We start from the raw sequence: 16,037 nt of genomic DNA, 5'->3' as shown, positions 1-16,037 counted from the left end.
CGGGGGCGTAGATGCGGGCGATCGCGGCGGGACTGATCGGGCTGGCGACGACAGCCCTGGGGCTCGCGCCAGGCGTGGCGGCGGCCCAGGCGCGGCCGGACCAGCAGGCGTTCCGGGCGATCTATCAAGAGCTGGTGGAGACCAACACCACGCTGTCGGTCGGCAGCTGCACCGAGGCGGCGGCGAAGATGGGCGCGCGGCTGAAGTCGGCCGGCTTCGCGGACGGCGACCTCACCTATTTCGCCGAGCCCAGCCACCCCAGGGAGGGCGGGCTGGTGGCGATCCTGAAGGGCTCGGACCCCAAGGCCGGCGCGGTGCTGCTGCTGGGCCACCTGGACGTGGTCGAGGCCAGGCGTGAGGACTGGACGCGGGACCCGTTCACCCTGGTCGAGGAGAACGGCTATTTCTATGCCCGCGGCACGGCGGACATGAAGTCGATCGACGCCATCTGGGTCGACACCCTGATGCGTCTGAAAGCCGGCAAGACCCCGCCCAGGCGCACCCTGAAACTGGCGCTGACCTGCGGCGAGGAGACCAATGAGGCGTTCAACGGGGCCGACTGGCTGGCGAAGAACAGGCCCGACCTGATCCGCGCGGACTTCGGCCTCAACGAGGGCGGCGGCGGGCGGCTGACCCCGGACGGCAAGCGCGACGTGCTGTCGATCCAGGTGGGCGAGAAGGCCAGCCAGAACTTCCAGCTGGTGGTGACCAACCCCGGCGGCCACTCGTCGCGGCCCTCACCGGACAATGCGATCTACCACCTGGCCGGGGCCCTGATGAAGATCCAGGGCTACACCTTCCCGGTGAAGCTGACCGAGACCACGCGGGCCACCTTCGCGCTGCGGGCCGAGCGGGGCGACGCGGCGGGCAACGCGCTGAAGGCGCTGCTGGCGAATCCGGCGGACGCGGAGGCGGCCAAGGTCGCCGCCACCGACATCAATGTGAATTCCATCCTGCACACCAACTGCGTGGCCACCCGCCTGGACGCCGGCCATGCCTCCAACGCCCTGCCGCAGCGCGCCACCGCCATCGTCAACTGCCGGATCTTCCCGGGCGAGACCTGGCAGGAGACCCAGGCGACGCTCATGCGGGTGATGGACGACCCGAAGGTCGCGATCGCCGCCCTCAATCCCGACAAGCCGATCGCCATCCCGCCGCCGCTGGACCCCAAGGTGGTGGAGCCGATGAAGGCGGCGGCGGCGAAGCACTTCCCCGGCGTGCCGCTGGTCCCGGCCATGTCGTCGGGGGCCACCGACGGGCTCTACTTCGGACCGGTGAAGATGGCGATCTACGGCGTCCCCGGCATCTTCGGCGACCCCGACGGCGGCGGCGTGCACGGCCTGAACGAGCGGCTGCGGGTGGCGTCGCTGTACGATGGGCGGGACTATCTGTTCGACCTGGTGAAGGTCTACGTGGGCGCGAAGTAGAAACCTGCTCGGTCTGGGAAATTTCGCGCCCCTTCCTCCTCGATGCAGGAAAGGCAGGGATGGTGGTGAGTGCAAGGTGATCGGGCGAAGGCGCAGGTCGGCGCCGACCTCGGGGCGCTGCGGCTTCGCAGCGGCCACACCACCACCCCTTCCCCTCCTCCATCGAGGAGGAGGGACGCCATATCCGGCGATATCCAGGACGCTCCTGGCCCCGCGCCCTACTCCTTCGGCTTCACCACCTTGTCGGGGTCCTGGATGTCGGCCTCGACGGCGAAAGGGCTGGGCGGCGGGGCGACGAAGCAGGGCAAGGGTCCGAGCTTCAGGCCGTGCGGCGGTTTCTTCACCCCCGCGCCGGGTCCGCCGGGTCTGGACCAGATAAACCGGCCGCACCTCCAGTTGCGGCCCGGCTGCGATCGGCGCCGGCGCCAGGGTGCGGGACAGCAGCAGGAACAGGCCCGTGTGCGCCACCGCCACCAGGGCCAGCGCCGTGTGTGTCCGGCGCCAGGCGCGCGGGTCTCCCATCGGCGTTCCCCATCCGCGTCGCGAGGCGGCCAGTTGCGCGGCGCTTGAGGGCGGAATTTGGACGAGCGGCGCACCATGCTTCTGGCTAGGCTCGCCGCAGCAGAGTCGGGGCCCGTCATGGATCGCAGAGTCTTTCTTCAGGCCGCCGGGGCGGCGGTTCTCGCGGGGCCGGCGGCGGCGCAGTCGTCGGAGGACGCGCGGCTGCGCGGCCTGCTCGATACCTTCTGGGAGGAGATCGTCGACGACAGCCCGGAGCAGGCCACCAGCCTGGGGCTGGACGTGGGCGCCCGGGCGCGGCAGCGGAGCCAGGTCAGCAACTATTCGACCTTTGGCCGCACGGCGATGTTCCAGCGGACCAAGGGCCGGCTGGGGCGCCTGAGGACCATCGACCGCGCCCAGCTCTCGGCGGCGTCGCAGATCGACTATGACGTGGTGGTCTACCAGTTCGACCAGGCGGTGACCGGCGCCGAGCGGTTCCGGTTCGGCGAAGGGCCGGCGGCCGGGTTCTCGTACGCCCCCTATTCGCCCTACGTGGTCAGCCAGCTCTCCGGACCCTACCAGGCGCTGCCCGACTTCCTGGAGTCGAAGCATCCGGTCGAGACGGCGGCCGATTGCGAGGCCTATCTGACGCGCCTGCAGGCGCTGGCCGGGGCCATCGACGACTCCACCACCTCGCTGAAGGCCGAGGCGGCGATGGGGGTGCTCGCGCCGGACTTCCTGCTGGAGCAGGCCAGCGTCCAGCTGGCCAAGCTGGCGGCGTCGGACAGCCTGTCCGTGGCCTTCGCCAGAAAGGCGGCCGCGGTCGGGATCGGCGGCGACTGGAAGACCCGCGCCGACGCGGCGCTGGCCCTCAGCGTGCGCCCGGCGGTGGAGCGCCAGCGGGCGGCGGTGGAGGCGCTTCGAAAGACCGCCCGCCACGAGCCCGGGGTCTGGAAGCTGCCGGACGGCGAGGCCTACTACGCCTGCGCCCTGGCCTTCCAGACCACCACCGAGCTGACGCCGGACGAGGTGCACCGGCAGGGCCTGGACCAGGTCAAGGCCCTGACCGGCAGGATCGACGCCCTGCTCCGCGCCCAGGGGCTGACCGGCGGCACGGTGACCCAGCGGCTGGTGGGGCTGAACAGGCGGCCGGACCAGCTCTACGCCGACACCGACGCCGGGCGGGCCGAGATCCTGGCCTTCCTGAACGGGCGGATCGCCGACGTGCGGGCGCGGCTGCCGCGGGTGTTCGCCACCCTGCCCGCCGCGCCGATGGAGATCGTGCGCGTGCCGCCGTCGATCGAGGACGGGGCGGCCAACGGCTATGCCCAGGGCCCGTCGCTGGACGGCAAGCGGCCGGGGCGGTTCTACATCAACCTGAAGGACACGGCGGAGTGGCCGCGGTTCTCCCTGCCGACCCTGGCCTATCACGAGGGCTACCCGGGCCATCAGTGGCAGGGGGCGATCGCCCAGGCCGCCAAGGAGACCCCGATGCTGCGGCGGCAGGGGGTCGGGTTCGCGGCCTATGGCGAGGGCTGGGGGCTCTACGCCGAGCAGCTGGGCGACGAGCTGGGCTGCTACGACGACGACCCGCTGGGCCGGATCGGCTTCTTGCAGTCGCTGCTGTTCCGGGCGGTGCGGCTGGTGGTGGACACCGGCATGCACGCCAAGCGCTGGAGCCGCGAGCGGGCCACCGACTACATGGTCGAGGCGACCGGCCGGCCGCGCGGCGGGATGCAGCGCGAGATCGACCGCTACTGCGTCTGGCCGGGCCAAGCCTGCAGCTACAAGGTCGGCCACAACGCGTGGCTGCGGCTGCGCGAGGATGCGCGGATGCGCCTGGGCGCCCGCTTCGACATCAAGTCCTTCCACGAGGTGCTGCGGGTGGGCCGGCTGCCCCTGGTGGTGCTGGACCGGGTGGTGAAGACGCAGATCGTGTGAGGCTGGCGTACGGGACGGCCTGCGACTTGTTCGCCGAGCAACGTCAGGCTACGTCCTCGGCAGGACGGTGACGCATTCCGGAGCTCTCAATGACGCCTACTCGAACTGTTGTGTGGACCGCGATCGCCGGCGCGGGGCTGGCCCTGGCCGTGACGGCCGTCCAGGCCTCGGCCGCCGGCAATCCGGTCGAAGAGCGGCAGATGACCATGAAGCAGGTCGGCTCGGCCATGAAGGACCTGTCCGGCCTGGCCAGCGGCCAGGCGCCCTGGGACGCGGCCAAGCTGAAGGACCTGACCAACGGCATCGCCGGCAGCGCCAAGAAGCTGAAGAGCCTCTATCCGGCCAACACGGCGGCGGACCCGAAAACCTCGGCCGACCCGAAGATCTGGACCAACAAGGCCGACTTCGACAAGCGCCTGGCCGAGATGGGGACGCTGGCCGCCGCGGCCAGCAAGGCCACCAGCGCCGAGACCTTCAAGCCGGCGTTCCTGGCGCTCGCCGGCACCTGCAAGTCGTGCCACGACCTCTATCGCAAGAAGAAGACGTAGGCGCGCCGACGCGTCGGATGCCGCCAGGTTTCGGGATCGGGGGATAGGGTCGCATGCTCAGGCGCGGCATCGTCATCGTGGCCTTGCTGGCCGTCGTGGTCCTGGCGGCCCTGTGGTTCCTGACCGCGCCGCGCAAGCTGCCGGCCTCGGAGCTCGCCGCGGCGCATGTGGCGAACCTGGCCAATGGCGAGGCGATGTTCACCGCCGGCAACTGCTCGGCCTGCCACACCCCGCCCGGCCAGCCGGACCGCGCCCAGCTGGGCGGCGGGCTGAAGCTGACGTCGCCGTTCGGTACCTTCGTGGCCCCCAACATCTCCTCAGATCACAAATATGGCATTGGCGGCTGGAGCGAGGCGGAGTTCGTCAATGCGGTGAAGCGCGGCGTCGGCCGCCACGGCGAACACCTGTACCCGGCCTTCCCCTATTCGGCCTACAGCCTGATGACCACGTCTGACGCCCGCGACCTGTTCGCCTACATCAAGACCCTGCCGGCCGCGTCCGCGCCGTCCGCGCCTCACGCGCTGAAGTTCCCGTTCAACATCCGCGCCGCGGTGGGCTTCTGGAAACTGCTGTACTTCAAGCCGCATGAGTTCGCGGTCGACCCCAAGCGCTCGGCGGCCTGGAACCGCGGCGCCTACCTGGCCGAGGGGCCGGCGCACTGCGCCGAGTGCCACACGGCGCGCAACGCGCTGGGCGGACCGGAGCTGGACAAGCTCTACGCGGGCGCGCCCAACCTCGAGGCCGGCGGCCGGTTCGCCACCAACATCACCCCGCACAAGGACGGGATCGGCGACTGGTCCGAACAGGACATCGCCGACTTCCTGAAATCCGGGACCGACAAGTGCTTCAACGAGCCCACCGGAATGGTCGCGGTGATCGCCAGCACCAGCAAGCTGAGCGACGCCGACGCGGCCGGGCTGGCGGCCTATATCCACGCCCTGCCGCCGCGCCCTGGCAATGGCAAGCACAAGACCTGCTAGGGTCCGGCCAAATCAGGCTGACAGGGAGGATTCGATGGCGGAGATCGCCGCGCCGGGCGTCGAGGTCGCGCCGACTTCGCTGCGCACCGTCATCGCGGCCTCGTCCGCGGGGACCACCTTCGAGTGGTACGACTTCTTCGTGTTCGGCAGCCTGACCGGCATCATCTCCAAGACGTTTTTCTCGGGACTCCCGGAGACCGCTGCCCTGGCCGCGGCCCTGGCGCTGTTCGGCACCGGCTTCCTGTTCCGGCCGCTGGGCGCCCTGGTGTTCGGCCGCATCGGCGACCGGGCGGGGCGCAAGGGGGCGTTCCTGGCCACGGTGCTGCTGATGGGCGGGGCGACGGTGGCGATCGGCCTGCTGCCGTCCTTCAAGCAGGCCGGCGCCATCGGGCCGATCCTGCTGATCGCCATGCGTATCATCCAGGGGTTCGCGCTGGGCGGAGAGTATGGCGGCGCGGCGATCTATGTGGCCGAGCACGCGCCGGCCAACGGTCGCGGCCGGGCGACCAGCTGGATCCAGACCTCGGCGGCGTTCGGCCTGTTCGGGGCGCTGATCGTGATCCTGGTCTCGCGCACGGCGCTGGGCAACGAGGCGTTCGAGGCCTGGGGCTGGCGGATCCCGTTCCTGTTCTCCGGCGTCCTGCTGGCGGTCTCGATCTGGATGCGCCTGAAGCTGAGCGAGAGCCCGGAGTTCGCCAAGCTCAAGGCCGAGGGCAACGAGTGCAAGGCGCCCTACAAGGAAGCGTTTGGCCGCTGGCCGAACCTCAAGCTGGTGCTGATCGCCCTGGTGGCCGTGATGTTCGCCCAGGGAGCCGTCTGGTACACCACCTTCTTCTACGTGCAGACCTTCATGGAGCGGTTCCTGAAGGCGCCGCCGGAGACCATCAACCTGCTGATGATGGCGGCGACCGCCGCCAGCGCCGTGGGCTACGTGGTGTTCGGCTGGCTGTCGGACCAGATCGGGCGCAAGCCGGTGCTTCTGTTCGGCATGACCCTGATGCTGGCGGCCTATTTCCCGGGCTTCCACATGCTGGCGCGGACGCTGAACCCGGCGCTGGCGGAGGCGGAGGCGCGCACGCCGGTGACGGTGATCGCCGACCCCGCCGACTGCTCGCTGCAGTTCGATCCGGTCGGCAAGGCCAGCTTCGTCTCGGCCTGCGACATCGCCAAGTCGACCCTGGCCAACGCCGGGGTGTCCTACCGGAACGAGCCCGGCCCGCCCGGCCAGCCGGCCCTGGTGCGGATCGGCGCCCAGACCATCCCTTCCACCGGCGCGGCCGGCCTGCCGCCGGCGGTGGCCAAGGCGGTGAAGGCCAGCGTCGAGGCCCGCCTGAAGACCGCGCTCAGCCAGGGCGGTTATCCAGTGAAGGCCGACCCCAAGCGGATGAACCTGCTGGGCGCGTTCGGGGTGCTGCTGGTGTTTGTGACCGCCGCCACGGCGCTCTATGGCCCGATCGCCGCCTGCCTGGTGGAGCTGTTCCCGACCCGGGTCCGCTATACGGCGCTGAGCCTGCCCTATCACATCGGCACCGGCTGGGTGGGCGGCTTCGTGCCCTTCACCGCCTTCGCCATCGTCACGACGGTCGGCGACCTCTATTCTGGTCTGTGGTTCCCGGTGGTGTTCACGGCGATCTCGGTCGTCACCTGCCTGCTCTTCCTGCCGGAGACCAAGGGACGGCGATTGGACGCTTGAGTCCGGCGCCCCGGGAGACCTGCCGATGAATATCACCAAGCCGATCGCGGCCGCGGACGACCGGGCGCGGATGGAGGCGGTGCTGGCCCGGCAGAAGGCGGCCAACATCCGCGACGGCGCCCCCAGCCTGGGCCTGCGGCTGGACCGGCTGGAGCGCTGCGTGCGCCTGCTGATCAGCAACCGGCTGGAGCTGGTGGCCGCGCTCAACACCGACTTCGGCAGCCGCTCGGCGGAGGTCAGCGAAATCAGCGACGTGGCCGCCTCGGTCGGCCCGCTGCGCCACGCCAAGGCCCACGTGAAGGCCTGGATGAAGCCCGAGCGGCGCAGCACCAGCCCGGCGATCCTCGGCTTCCTGGGCGCCAAGGCGCAGGTCCTGTCCCAGCCCAAGGGCGTGGTCGGGGTGATCAGCCCCTGGAACTTCCCGATCAACCTGACCTTCGCGCCGCTGGCCGGCATCCTGGCTGCGGGCAACCGGGCGATGATCAAGCCGTCCGAATTCACGCCCGCCACCTCCGAGCTGATGGCGAAGATGTTCGCCAGTGCGTTCGACGAGGACGAGATCGCGGTGTTCCCCGGCGGTCCCGAGGTCGGGCAGGCGTTCTCGGGCCTGGCCTTCGACCACCTGATCTTCACCGGCGCCACGGCGGTGGCCAGGCACGTGATGAAGGCCGCGGCGGAGAACCTGGTGCCGGTCACCCTGGAGCTGGGCGGCAAGAGCCCGGTGATCCTGGGCCGCTCGGCCGACTATGCGACCGCCGCGGCCCGCGTGATGGCCGGCAAGACCATGAACGCCGGCCAGATCTGCCTGGCCCCCGACTACGTGCTGGCCCCGGCGGACAAGGTCGGCGCCTTCGTGACCGCCGCGACGGCGGCGGTGACCGCCATGTATCCGACCATCAAGGACAACCCCGACTACACGGCGGTGATCGCCGAGCGGCACTTCGAGCGGATCAAGGGCTATGTCGACGACGCCCGCGCCAAGGGGGCCGAGATCGTCGAGATCAACCCGGCCGGCGAGGACTTCAGCCAGCAGGAGCACCGCAAGATCCCGCCGACCCTGATCCTCAACCCCACCGACGAGATGAAGGTGATGCAGGAGGAGATCTTCGGCCCGCTGCTGCCGGTGGTCACCTACAAGACCCTGGACGAGGCGGTCGCCTATGTGAACGGCCACGGCCGGCCACTGGCGCTCTACTACTTCGGCAATGACGCCGAGGAGGAGCGCCGGGTGGTGGACCGCACCACCTCGGGCGGGGTGACGGTCAACGACGTGATCTTCCACATCGCCATGGAGGACCTGCCGTTCGGCGGGGTCGGCCCCTCCGGCATGGGCAGCTACCATGGCGTCGACGGCTTCCGCGAGTTTAGCCACCGCAAGGCCGTCTACCACCAGTTGAAGCGCGACCTGGGCCCCCTCAAGCTGCTCCGCCCGCCCTACGGCGAAGGCGTGCGCAAGTTCATCGCCGGCCAGCTGCGGGGGTAGGGCGTCCGACGACGGTCGCTTGTTTCCCCCTCCGGGGGAAATGTCGCCAAAGCCGCAGGCGGACGACAACGGGGGGAAGTGTCAGGATGAATCTGACATCCACTTCCCCCATCGACCCTCGGCTTCGCCGTCGGGCCATCTCCCCCCGAAGGGGGAAGGATTTCTTGAGCGTCGGCTCACGGCTTCGGCGAGCCGTCCAGTTCGGCCAGGGTGGCGTAGGATGGCGGGGTGGTGGCCTGGAGGCGCCTGGCCACGGCCTCGGCCTCGCGCATGACGCGCAGCACATTGCCGCCGGCCAGCTTGGCGAGGTCAGGGTCGCTCCAGCCGCGGCGGGCCAGTTCGGCCAGCAGGTCGGGGAACTTGTCGACGCCCTCCAGGCCGAGCGGCGTGTCGCCGATGCCGTCGAAGTCCGAGCCGATGCCGACGCAGTCGATGCCGCAGACCTTGGCGATGTGCTCGATGTGGTCGGCGACCATGCTGAGCGTCACCGGCGGGGCCGGGTGGGCCTTGACCCACGCGTCGAGCGCCGCCTTGGCCTTCTCCGGCTGGCCGATGTAGAGGCCGCCGAACGGCGGGGCGTTATAGCGTGCCTGCTCGGCGGATCGGTCGGCGTCCCAGCGGTTGCACTCGGCGGAGACATAGGTGGTGGCGAAGTTGGCCATCACCACGCCGTGGTTCTTCGCCACCAGGGCCAGCACCTCGTCGGAGACGTTGCGGACATGGTTGTCCACGCCCCGGGCGCCGGAGTGGGAGAAGATCACCGGCGCCTGGGTCACGCTGAGCGCGTCCTTCATGGTCGCCTCCGACACATGGCTGAGGTCCACCAGCAGGCCGGTGCGGTTCATCTCGCGGACCACGGCCTTGCCGAACGGGGTCAGGCCGTTGTGCTGCGGATTGGCGGTGGCGCTGTCGGCCCAGCGGGTGTTGATCGCGTGGGTCAGGGTCATGTAGCGGGCGCCAGCGGCGTACATCTGGCGCAGCACCGCCAGGCTGTCGTCGATCTGGTGGCCGCCCTCGATGCCGATCATCGAGGCGATGCGGCCGGCCTTGTGGATGCGCACCACGTCGTCGGCGCTGTAGGCCATCTCGAACACGTCGGGATAGCGCTGGGCCAGGCCCTTGACGATGTCGATCTGCTCCAGGGTCATCTGCACCGCGATCGGCCCATCGAAGGCCGGGGAGATGAACACCGACCAGAACTGGCCGCCGACGTGGCCGGCGCGCAGGCGCGGGATGTCGGTCATCATCCCCACGCCATCGAACATCAGCTTGGAGGTGTCGGCGCGCAGGTCGACGCGGTCAGGCCGGCCGTCGAAACGGCCGCGGATCTGCTCGGCCAGGTCGTTGTGCCCGTCGATCAGCGGCGTCCCGGCCAGCACCTTGTCGACCCGGGCGGCGATCTTCGGGTCGGTGGCCTGGGCGTGGGCACAGGCCGCCGCCAGGGCCAGGGCCACCACCGACCCCGTCAAACTCACAAACCGCATGATCCATCCCCGCGAAGCCCGAGCGGCGATGCGAGGCCGGGCGCGGCGCGGTGTCAAGGACAGCCCGTGTGGCGGCAGGGTTTCTCCTAAACGGCGATCGGCAGCACTTCGGTCGTCACGCCGGCCGCGTCCAGGGCCGCCTGTTCGGTGCGCCAGGCGGTGTCGGCGATCAGGCGGGCGACGGTCAGGCCGTCGGCCGCCAGGGCGACGAGTTCAGCCGGCGTGCGCGGGGGCAGACGCTCGGCGTCGCGGCGGGCCAGCGCCAGGACGTCGGGGTGGGCGTCGGGGTCGCAGACCAGGACGTCGGCGGCGGCCAGCGCCCGGGCGGCCTTCAGGGTCAGCAGTTCGGCGGGGCCGCGGGCGTCGATGTAGCGGACCGCGCCGGCCAGCATCGGGCCGTCGCCCAGGGCCGCCCGCAGGCGCTCCTTGGCGCCTTCCAGGTCGCCGGCCATGGCGGCCTCGGCGGCGGGACCGGTCAGCGCGGCGCGCAGGAAGCGGCGGCGCGCGGCGGCCTCGGGCAAGGCCGCGCGCACCTCGTCCTGCATCAGCCGGAACAGGGCGGCCAGGCGGCCGGCCCCCTCCGGCACCCGGGCCTCGATGTCGTGGCGCAGCAGGGTGGCCAGCATCGGCGAGCCGCCGCCGGTGCCGATGGCGGCCACCACCTCGCCGCGGTCGATCACCGCCGGGGTGGTGAAATCGCACAGCGCCGGGCGGTCGACGGCGTTGACCGGCACGTGGGCGGCGCGGGCGGCCGCGACGGCCTGGCGCGCCCAGGCCTCGTCGGCGCCGGCCACGAAGGCCAGGCTCATGCCCGCATAGGATTTCGGGTCCAGCGCCTGGGCTTCGGTCAGCCGCACGACCGTGGCCGGCGAGCCCGCGAACAGGCGGGCCTTGGCGTCCGCCGGCTCGCCTTCGCCCGCCACGGCCACCGAGCGGCCGGCCAGCGGGAAGAAGGCGGGGAAGGCGTCCATCGGCGGCCCTACTTCAGGGTCTTGAGATAGGCGACGATCGCGGCGCGGTTGGCGTCGTCGGTCACCGACATCGTCATCTTCGTGCCCGGCGTGTGGGCGGCGGGGGATTTCAGGAAGCTGTCCAGTTCGGCGTCGGTCCAGGTCGCGCCCGCCTCGCCCTTGGCCTTCAGGGCGGCGGAGTATTCGAAATCGGTCGAGCCGATCTTGCGGTCGGCGACGCCGGCCAGCTTCGGCCCCATGCTGTCGTCGTTGTGGCAGAAGCTGCACTGCAGGTTGAACAACTGCTGGCCGTCCTGGGCCAGCGCCGGGGCGGCGCAGAGGCAAAGGGCGAGGGCGGCGAGGGCGGCTGTGCGGGGCATGGACTCTCCTGGGGGCTCGCAAGGGCGGTACGGATTACCTCGCGACCGGGCGATCGACCAAGGTTGGATTTACGGCGAGGTCTGAACAGCGTTAGGATTGGTGTCAAATCAGGCGGACGAGCAGGCTCATGGCGACGACGGTGGATGTGAATGGACGACCCCACGACGTCAGTTCGCCGCCCGACACCCCGTTGTTGTGGGTGCTGCGCGATGAACTGGGCCTGACCGGGCCGAAGTACGGCTGCGGGATCGGCCAGTGCGGCGCCTGCACGGTGCTGGCGGACGGCAAGGCGGTGCGGTCCTGCCAGCTGCCCCTGTCGCTGGTCAAGGCGGCGAAGATCACCACCATAGAGGGGCTGGGCGGGACCCATCCGATCCAGGCGGCGTGGGTGAAGAACGACGTGCCGCAATGCGGCTACTGCCAGTCGGGCCAGATCATGAGCGCGGTGGCGCTGCTGGCGGTCAACCCCAAGCCGGACGACGCGGCGATCTCCGGGGCGATGGACGGCAACCTCTGCCGCTGCGGCGCCTACCAGCGGATCCGCGCGGCGATCAAGGAAGCGGCCGCGGCGCCCGCTGCCGTCCCCGCCCCGGCGAAGGTCTGAGCCCCATGAACAAGCCCCTCGGAAAGCTGGCCCCCACCCGCCGCGAGGCCCTGGTGGTCGGCGCCACCCTGGCCGGCAGCGCCCTGCTGGTCGGCTGCGGCCCGGCCGATTTCCTGTCGTTCGGATCGAAGGTCGAGGCCGGCGCCTTCGGACCGTTCCTGAAGTTCTCGCCCGACGGCGCGGTCACCGTCGTGTCCAAGCACATCGAGTTCGGCCAGGGCAGCCATGCCGGCCTGGCGGCCATCGTCGCCGAGGAACTGGACGCCGACTGGACCACACTCAAGGTCGAGCAGGCCCCGGCCAACGCCAGGCTCTATGGCAACTCCCTGGTCGGCGGGACCCAGGGCACAGGCGGATCGTCGGCGATCAACAACTCCTGGACCCAGCTGCGCACGGCCGGCGCGGCGGCGCGGGCGATGTTCGTGACCGCGGCGGCCAAGGCCTGGAATGTGCCGGCCGGCGAGATCGCCATCGCCAACGGCGTGCTCAGCCACGCCTCGGGTAAGTCCAGCGTGTTCGGCCCGCTGGTCGCCGAGGCCGCCAAGGTCGCCCCGCCCGAGACGCCGAAACTGAAAGACCCCAAGACCTTCACCCTGGTGGGTACAGACCGGGTGCGTCGCAAGGACTCGCAGGCCAAGTCGAACGGGACCGCGCGCTACACCCAGGACGTCCAGGCGCCGGACCTGTTGGTCGCCATGGTGGCCCATTCGCCGAAGTTCGGCGGCAAGGTGGCGTCGTTCGACGACAGCGCCGCGCGCAAGGTCCCGGGCGTGGTCGCTGTCCACCAGATCCCCACCGGCGTCGCCGTGCTGGCGTCCACCACCTATGCGGCCAAGAAGGGCCGCGACGCGCTGAAGGTCACCTGGGACGACAGCAAGGCCGAGACCCGCAGCTCGGCCCAGATCGCCCAGCAGTACCGCGACCTGGCCAGCGGCAAGCTGCCTGCGCCCGACAAGGCCAAGTGGGCCGGCTTCGACGGCAAGGGCACGGCGGCCCCCGCCGCGACCGGCGACCTGACCATCGCCTACGACTTCCCGTTCCTGGCGCACGCGGCCATGGAGCCGATGAACTGCGTGGCCCGGGTGGGCAAGGGCCCGCCCCGGCTGGAGTTCGGCTCGCAGATCCCCAGCCTGGACCAGCTCAACACCGCCAAGATCGCCTTGGCCCTGCCGGGGTCGGTGGAGATCGAGACGCTGTTCGCCGGCGGCTCGTTCGGCCGGCGCGCCAACTTTCAGTCGGACTATGTCGCCGAGTGCGTGCACATCGCCAAGCAGGTCGGCGGCGGCCGGCCGGTGAAACTGATCTGGACCCGCGAGGACGACATGCGGGCCGGATACTATCGGCCGATGGTGCACCACACCGTGCAGGTCAGCGTCGACGCGGACGGCTATCCGGCCACGTGGCGCCACCGCGTGGTCGCCCAGTCGATCATGGCCGGCTCGCCCACCGGCGTGCCCAAGTTCGACGACACGGCGGTGGAGGGGGCCAAGGGCTCGCCCTATCTGAAGGCCACCCCGAACGTCGACGCCCAGCTGCTGCTGGCCACATCGCCGATCCCGGTGCTGTGGTGGCGCTCGGTGGGCGCGACCCACACCGCCTATGTGATGGAGCATACCATCGACCAGCTGGCCAGGCGGGCCGGCAGGGACCCCGTCGAGTATCGCCGCGTGCTCTACACGAAGGCCGGGGCGGGCCGGCACCTGGGCGTGCTGAACCTCGCCGCCGAGAAGGCCGGTTGGGGGGCGCCCGCCACCGACGGCTGGACCCGTGGCGTGGCCGTGCACGAGAGCTTCGGCACCGTGGTGGCCCAGGTCGCCGAGGTGAAGCTGGTGAACGGCGTCCCCAAGGTGGGCCGCGTGGTCACCGCCGTGGACTGCGGGATGGCCATCTCGCCCAACCAGATCGCCGCCCAGATGGAGGGCGGCACCTGCTACGGCCTGTCGGCGGCGCTGTTCGGGGCGATCACCCTCACCGGCGGGGCGGCGGACCAGCACAATTTCGACACCTACCGCGTGCTGCGCAACTCCGAGGCCCCGACGGTGGAGACCTACATCGTCCCCTCGACCAACCCGCCCAGCGGGGTCGGCGAACCCGGCACCCCGGTGATCGGCCCGGCGGTGGCCAATGCGATCCTGGCGATCACCGGCCAACCGACCCTGAGGCAGCCGTTCGTGAAAAGCTGAGTTCATCCCTCCTCACGGCGACGCGATGCACGGAAGTGAGTCGCGGGGTTCAACGACGCCTTCTCCTCACCCGTAGGCGGAGGGGGACCGCCCGAAGGGTGGTGGAGGGGCAACGCCGCCGCCGAGACCTCTCCTGCAAGCCCCCTCCACCCTGCTGCGCAGGGTCCCCCTCCCCCGATGGGGCCTTGATGGGGAGGGAAACGCGCCCTACAGCCCCGGCAGCTTGATCTTCGACCTGCCCTGCCGCGAGATGATCACCGACTTGCCGCCGGTGAGCTTGGCGATGCGTTCCTTCTCGGCGGCCGCGTCGATCGGCGAGCTGGAGCCGTCCAGGGCGGAGGTGGCGGCCGTCGACGCGTCGTCCTTCTTCCAGAACATCACCTTGTCGGCGAAGCTGGCTTCCTTGTGGGCCACATCGCCGAACTCGTCGTCGACCACATAGCGGACCAGCGGGTCGGCCTTTTCGGCGCCGGCTTTGGCCACCAGCATCTTCTCGCCGTCGGAGCGCTGCTCGGCCTCGCGCTGGCCCAGCAGGGCGTTGCGGGCCGCGCTTTCGGGCTGCAGCTCCTGGGGCCGCGGCTCGCCGGGGGCCGGCGGGCGCAGCGAATAGTCGGGCGGCACCACCAGCGGCGCCTTGGTCACGACGCGGAACTCGTCCGGGGTCACCTTGGACATCCCCAGCGCCTTCGACGTCGACTGGCAGCCGGCGAGGCCCGCGGCCGCGACCATTGCGGTCGCCACGATCACTCGGTTGAAGCTCATGTAGCAGGCAGCTCCTTCGGCCCCCCGGCCGTGAACGCAGGTGAATACCTCAAACGAGGCCCCGCGCCAACGCGTCAGGCCGGTCATTCTCGCCGCAGGCTGTCCAGCAGCAGCAGGATGACCCCGAAGGTGATGGCGCTGTCGGCCACGTTGAAGATCCAGGGGAAGAACCCCAGCCGCTGCACGTCGATGAAGTCGACCACCGCGCCGAACCGCGCCCGGTCGATGGCATTGCCCAGGGCCCCGCCGATGATCAGCCCCAACCCCAGCGCCGGCAGCGCCCGGCCCTGGGTCCGCGCCCAGGCGGCCAGCAGGCCGGCGATGCCGAGGGAGAACACCACCAGGCCCCAGCGCACCAGATCCTGGCCGGCCTGCAGCAGGCCGAAGCTGACGCCCTGGTTCCAGATGCGGGTGAACTGCAGCGGTCCGGCGACCGGGTGAGTGCCGTACTCCGGCAGCCTCAGCACCGAGAGGATCCAGTACTTGGTCAACTGGTCCAGCCCGACCACCAGGGCCGCCAGGCCATAGGCGCTCCAGCCCTGGCGGGTCACCCTGATCATGCCCGCGCCGCGTCCCACGCCGCGACGGCGTCGTCGCAGCGTTCGCAGAGGAACTTCGGCGCCTTCACTTCAGGGAGGACCCGCCAGCAACGGTGACACTTCTCTCCGTCCGCCTTGCTTACCGCCACCCCCACAGGCGGCACTGTCTGCAGTTTGAACGCATGCTCAGGCGGTTCGCTGAGGTCCACAGTCGCATCGCTCGTTCGGAAGGTCTCAGCGGCTCCAACACGTGCGATGGCCTCGCGAAGCTGTGGATCTGCGATCCAAACGGTCGGCGCCGCTTCAAGCGACGAGCCGATGAGCTTGTCGCGTCTCGCTAGTTCCAAGGCACCCGTAACCACCGGCAAGACGGTAAGAACATCCTGCCAAAGCGCGTTTGCCTCACCATCGAACCACCCAGCGGGAGTATCGGGGATCACCCGCATGCAGTTGGAGTGGGCGTCCGGATAGCGGGTGGTCCAGGCCTCCTCCATGGTGAAGGGGATCAGCGGGGCCAGCCAGGCGGTCAGGCGCTCGAACACCGCCTGCATCACGGTGCGC

15 protein-coding genes are annotated in these 16,037 nt (G+C 70.4%); 8 read left to right on the top strand and 7 right to left on the bottom strand.

Annotation, left to right across the window (positions count from 1 at the left end; genetic code table 11):
* Positions 1 to 11: 11 nt before the first annotated feature.
* A complete protein-coding gene (locus Q0R13_RS05265) occupies positions 12 to 1,427 on the top strand; it encodes a M20/M25/M40 family metallo-hydrolase (RefSeq protein ID WP_293900534.1) in 1,416 nt (471 codons plus the stop codon).
* A 218-nt stretch (positions 1,428 to 1,645) separates the two neighbouring features.
* On the opposite strand, the gene Q0R13_RS05260 is transcribed toward Q0R13_RS05265, so the two are convergent.
* Positions 1,646 to 1,771, bottom strand: a complete 126-nt coding sequence (locus Q0R13_RS05260) for a hypothetical protein (protein WP_293900532.1) — start codon at positions 1,769 to 1,771, stop codon at positions 1,646 to 1,648.
* A gap of 295 nt (positions 1,772 to 2,066) precedes the next feature.
* Between Q0R13_RS05260 and Q0R13_RS05255 the strand changes: the two genes are divergently transcribed.
* The 5 genes from Q0R13_RS05255 (at position 2,067) to Q0R13_RS05235 (ending at position 8,573) form a co-directional block, all read left to right on the top strand.
* A complete protein-coding gene (locus Q0R13_RS05255) occupies positions 2,067 to 3,869 on the top strand; it encodes a DUF885 family protein (RefSeq protein ID WP_293900530.1) in 1,803 nt (600 codons plus the stop codon).
* An 89-nt stretch (positions 3,870 to 3,958) separates the two neighbouring features.
* Entirely contained in the window at positions 3,959 to 4,417 is a 459-nt protein-coding gene (locus Q0R13_RS05250; RefSeq protein ID WP_293900528.1) for a cytochrome c, read from the top strand.
* Positions 4,418 to 4,470: 53 nt separating this feature from the next.
* Positions 4,471 to 5,397 (top strand): cytochrome c, encoded by a 927-nt coding sequence (locus Q0R13_RS05245; protein WP_293900525.1) that lies wholly within the window; start codon positions 4,471 to 4,473, stop codon positions 5,395 to 5,397.
* Positions 5,398 to 5,431: 34 nt separating this feature from the next.
* Positions 5,432 to 7,090: an MFS transporter gene (locus Q0R13_RS05240; protein ID WP_293900522.1), complete on the top strand. Its 1,659-nt coding sequence runs from the start codon at positions 5,432 to 5,434 to the stop codon at positions 7,088 to 7,090.
* A gap of 25 nt (positions 7,091 to 7,115) precedes the next feature.
* Entirely contained in the window at positions 7,116 to 8,573 is a 1,458-nt protein-coding gene (locus Q0R13_RS05235) for a coniferyl aldehyde dehydrogenase (RefSeq protein WP_293900519.1), read from the top strand.
* A gap of 176 nt (positions 8,574 to 8,749) precedes the next feature.
* Here Q0R13_RS05235 and Q0R13_RS05230 read toward each other — a convergent pair whose 3' ends face one another.
* From Q0R13_RS05230 to Q0R13_RS05220, 3 genes are all read right to left on the bottom strand, one after another.
* Positions 8,750 to 10,057 carry a dipeptidase gene (locus Q0R13_RS05230; RefSeq protein WP_293900516.1) on the bottom strand — a complete coding sequence of 436 codons (1,308 nt, stop codon included), beginning with the start codon at positions 10,055 to 10,057 and terminating at the stop codon, positions 8,750 to 8,752.
* Between the two features lie 86 nt (positions 10,058 to 10,143).
* Positions 10,144 to 11,028 carry a bifunctional precorrin-2 dehydrogenase/sirohydrochlorin ferrochelatase gene (locus Q0R13_RS05225; protein WP_293900513.1) on the bottom strand — a complete coding sequence of 295 codons (885 nt, stop codon included), beginning with the start codon at positions 11,026 to 11,028 and terminating at the stop codon, positions 10,144 to 10,146.
* Positions 11,029 to 11,036: 8 nt separating this feature from the next.
* Positions 11,037 to 11,387, bottom strand: a complete 351-nt coding sequence (locus tag Q0R13_RS05220; RefSeq protein ID WP_293900510.1) for a c-type cytochrome — start codon at positions 11,385 to 11,387, stop codon at positions 11,037 to 11,039.
* A 128-nt stretch (positions 11,388 to 11,515) separates the two neighbouring features.
* Here Q0R13_RS05220 and Q0R13_RS05215 point away from each other — a divergent pair, with 128 nt between their 5' ends.
* Positions 11,516 to 11,992, top strand: coding sequence for a (2Fe-2S)-binding protein (locus Q0R13_RS05215; RefSeq protein WP_293900507.1), 477 nt, complete (start codon positions 11,516 to 11,518; stop codon positions 11,990 to 11,992).
* A 5-nt stretch (positions 11,993 to 11,997) separates the two neighbouring features.
* Entirely contained in the window at positions 11,998 to 14,175 is a 2,178-nt protein-coding gene (locus Q0R13_RS05210) for a xanthine dehydrogenase family protein molybdopterin-binding subunit (RefSeq protein WP_293900504.1), read from the top strand.
* Positions 14,176 to 14,382: 207 nt separating this feature from the next.
* Here the strand turns inward: Q0R13_RS05210 and Q0R13_RS05205 are convergent, their stop codons facing one another.
* The 3 genes from Q0R13_RS05205 to Q0R13_RS05195 form a co-directional block, all read right to left on the bottom strand.
* Entirely contained in the window at positions 14,383 to 14,937 is a 555-nt protein-coding gene (locus Q0R13_RS05205) for a DUF3035 domain-containing protein (protein WP_293900501.1), read from the bottom strand.
* A gap of 83 nt (positions 14,938 to 15,020) precedes the next feature.
* Complete coding sequence (gene lspA, locus Q0R13_RS05200) at positions 15,021 to 15,497, bottom strand: signal peptidase II (protein WP_293900498.1); 477 nt, start codon at positions 15,495 to 15,497, stop codon at positions 15,021 to 15,023.
* A partial coding sequence (locus tag Q0R13_RS05195) for a zinc finger domain-containing protein (RefSeq protein ID WP_293900495.1) occupies positions 15,494 to 16,037 on the bottom strand: 544 nt, incomplete at its 5' end. The genes Q0R13_RS05195 and lspA, both read right to left, overlap by 4 nt.

The sequence above is a fragment of the Phenylobacterium sp. genome, assembly GCF_025351295.1.
Lineage (GTDB): Bacteria > Pseudomonadota > Alphaproteobacteria > Caulobacterales > Caulobacteraceae > Phenylobacterium.
This window is presented reverse-complemented; position numbering and strand designations above follow the sequence as displayed.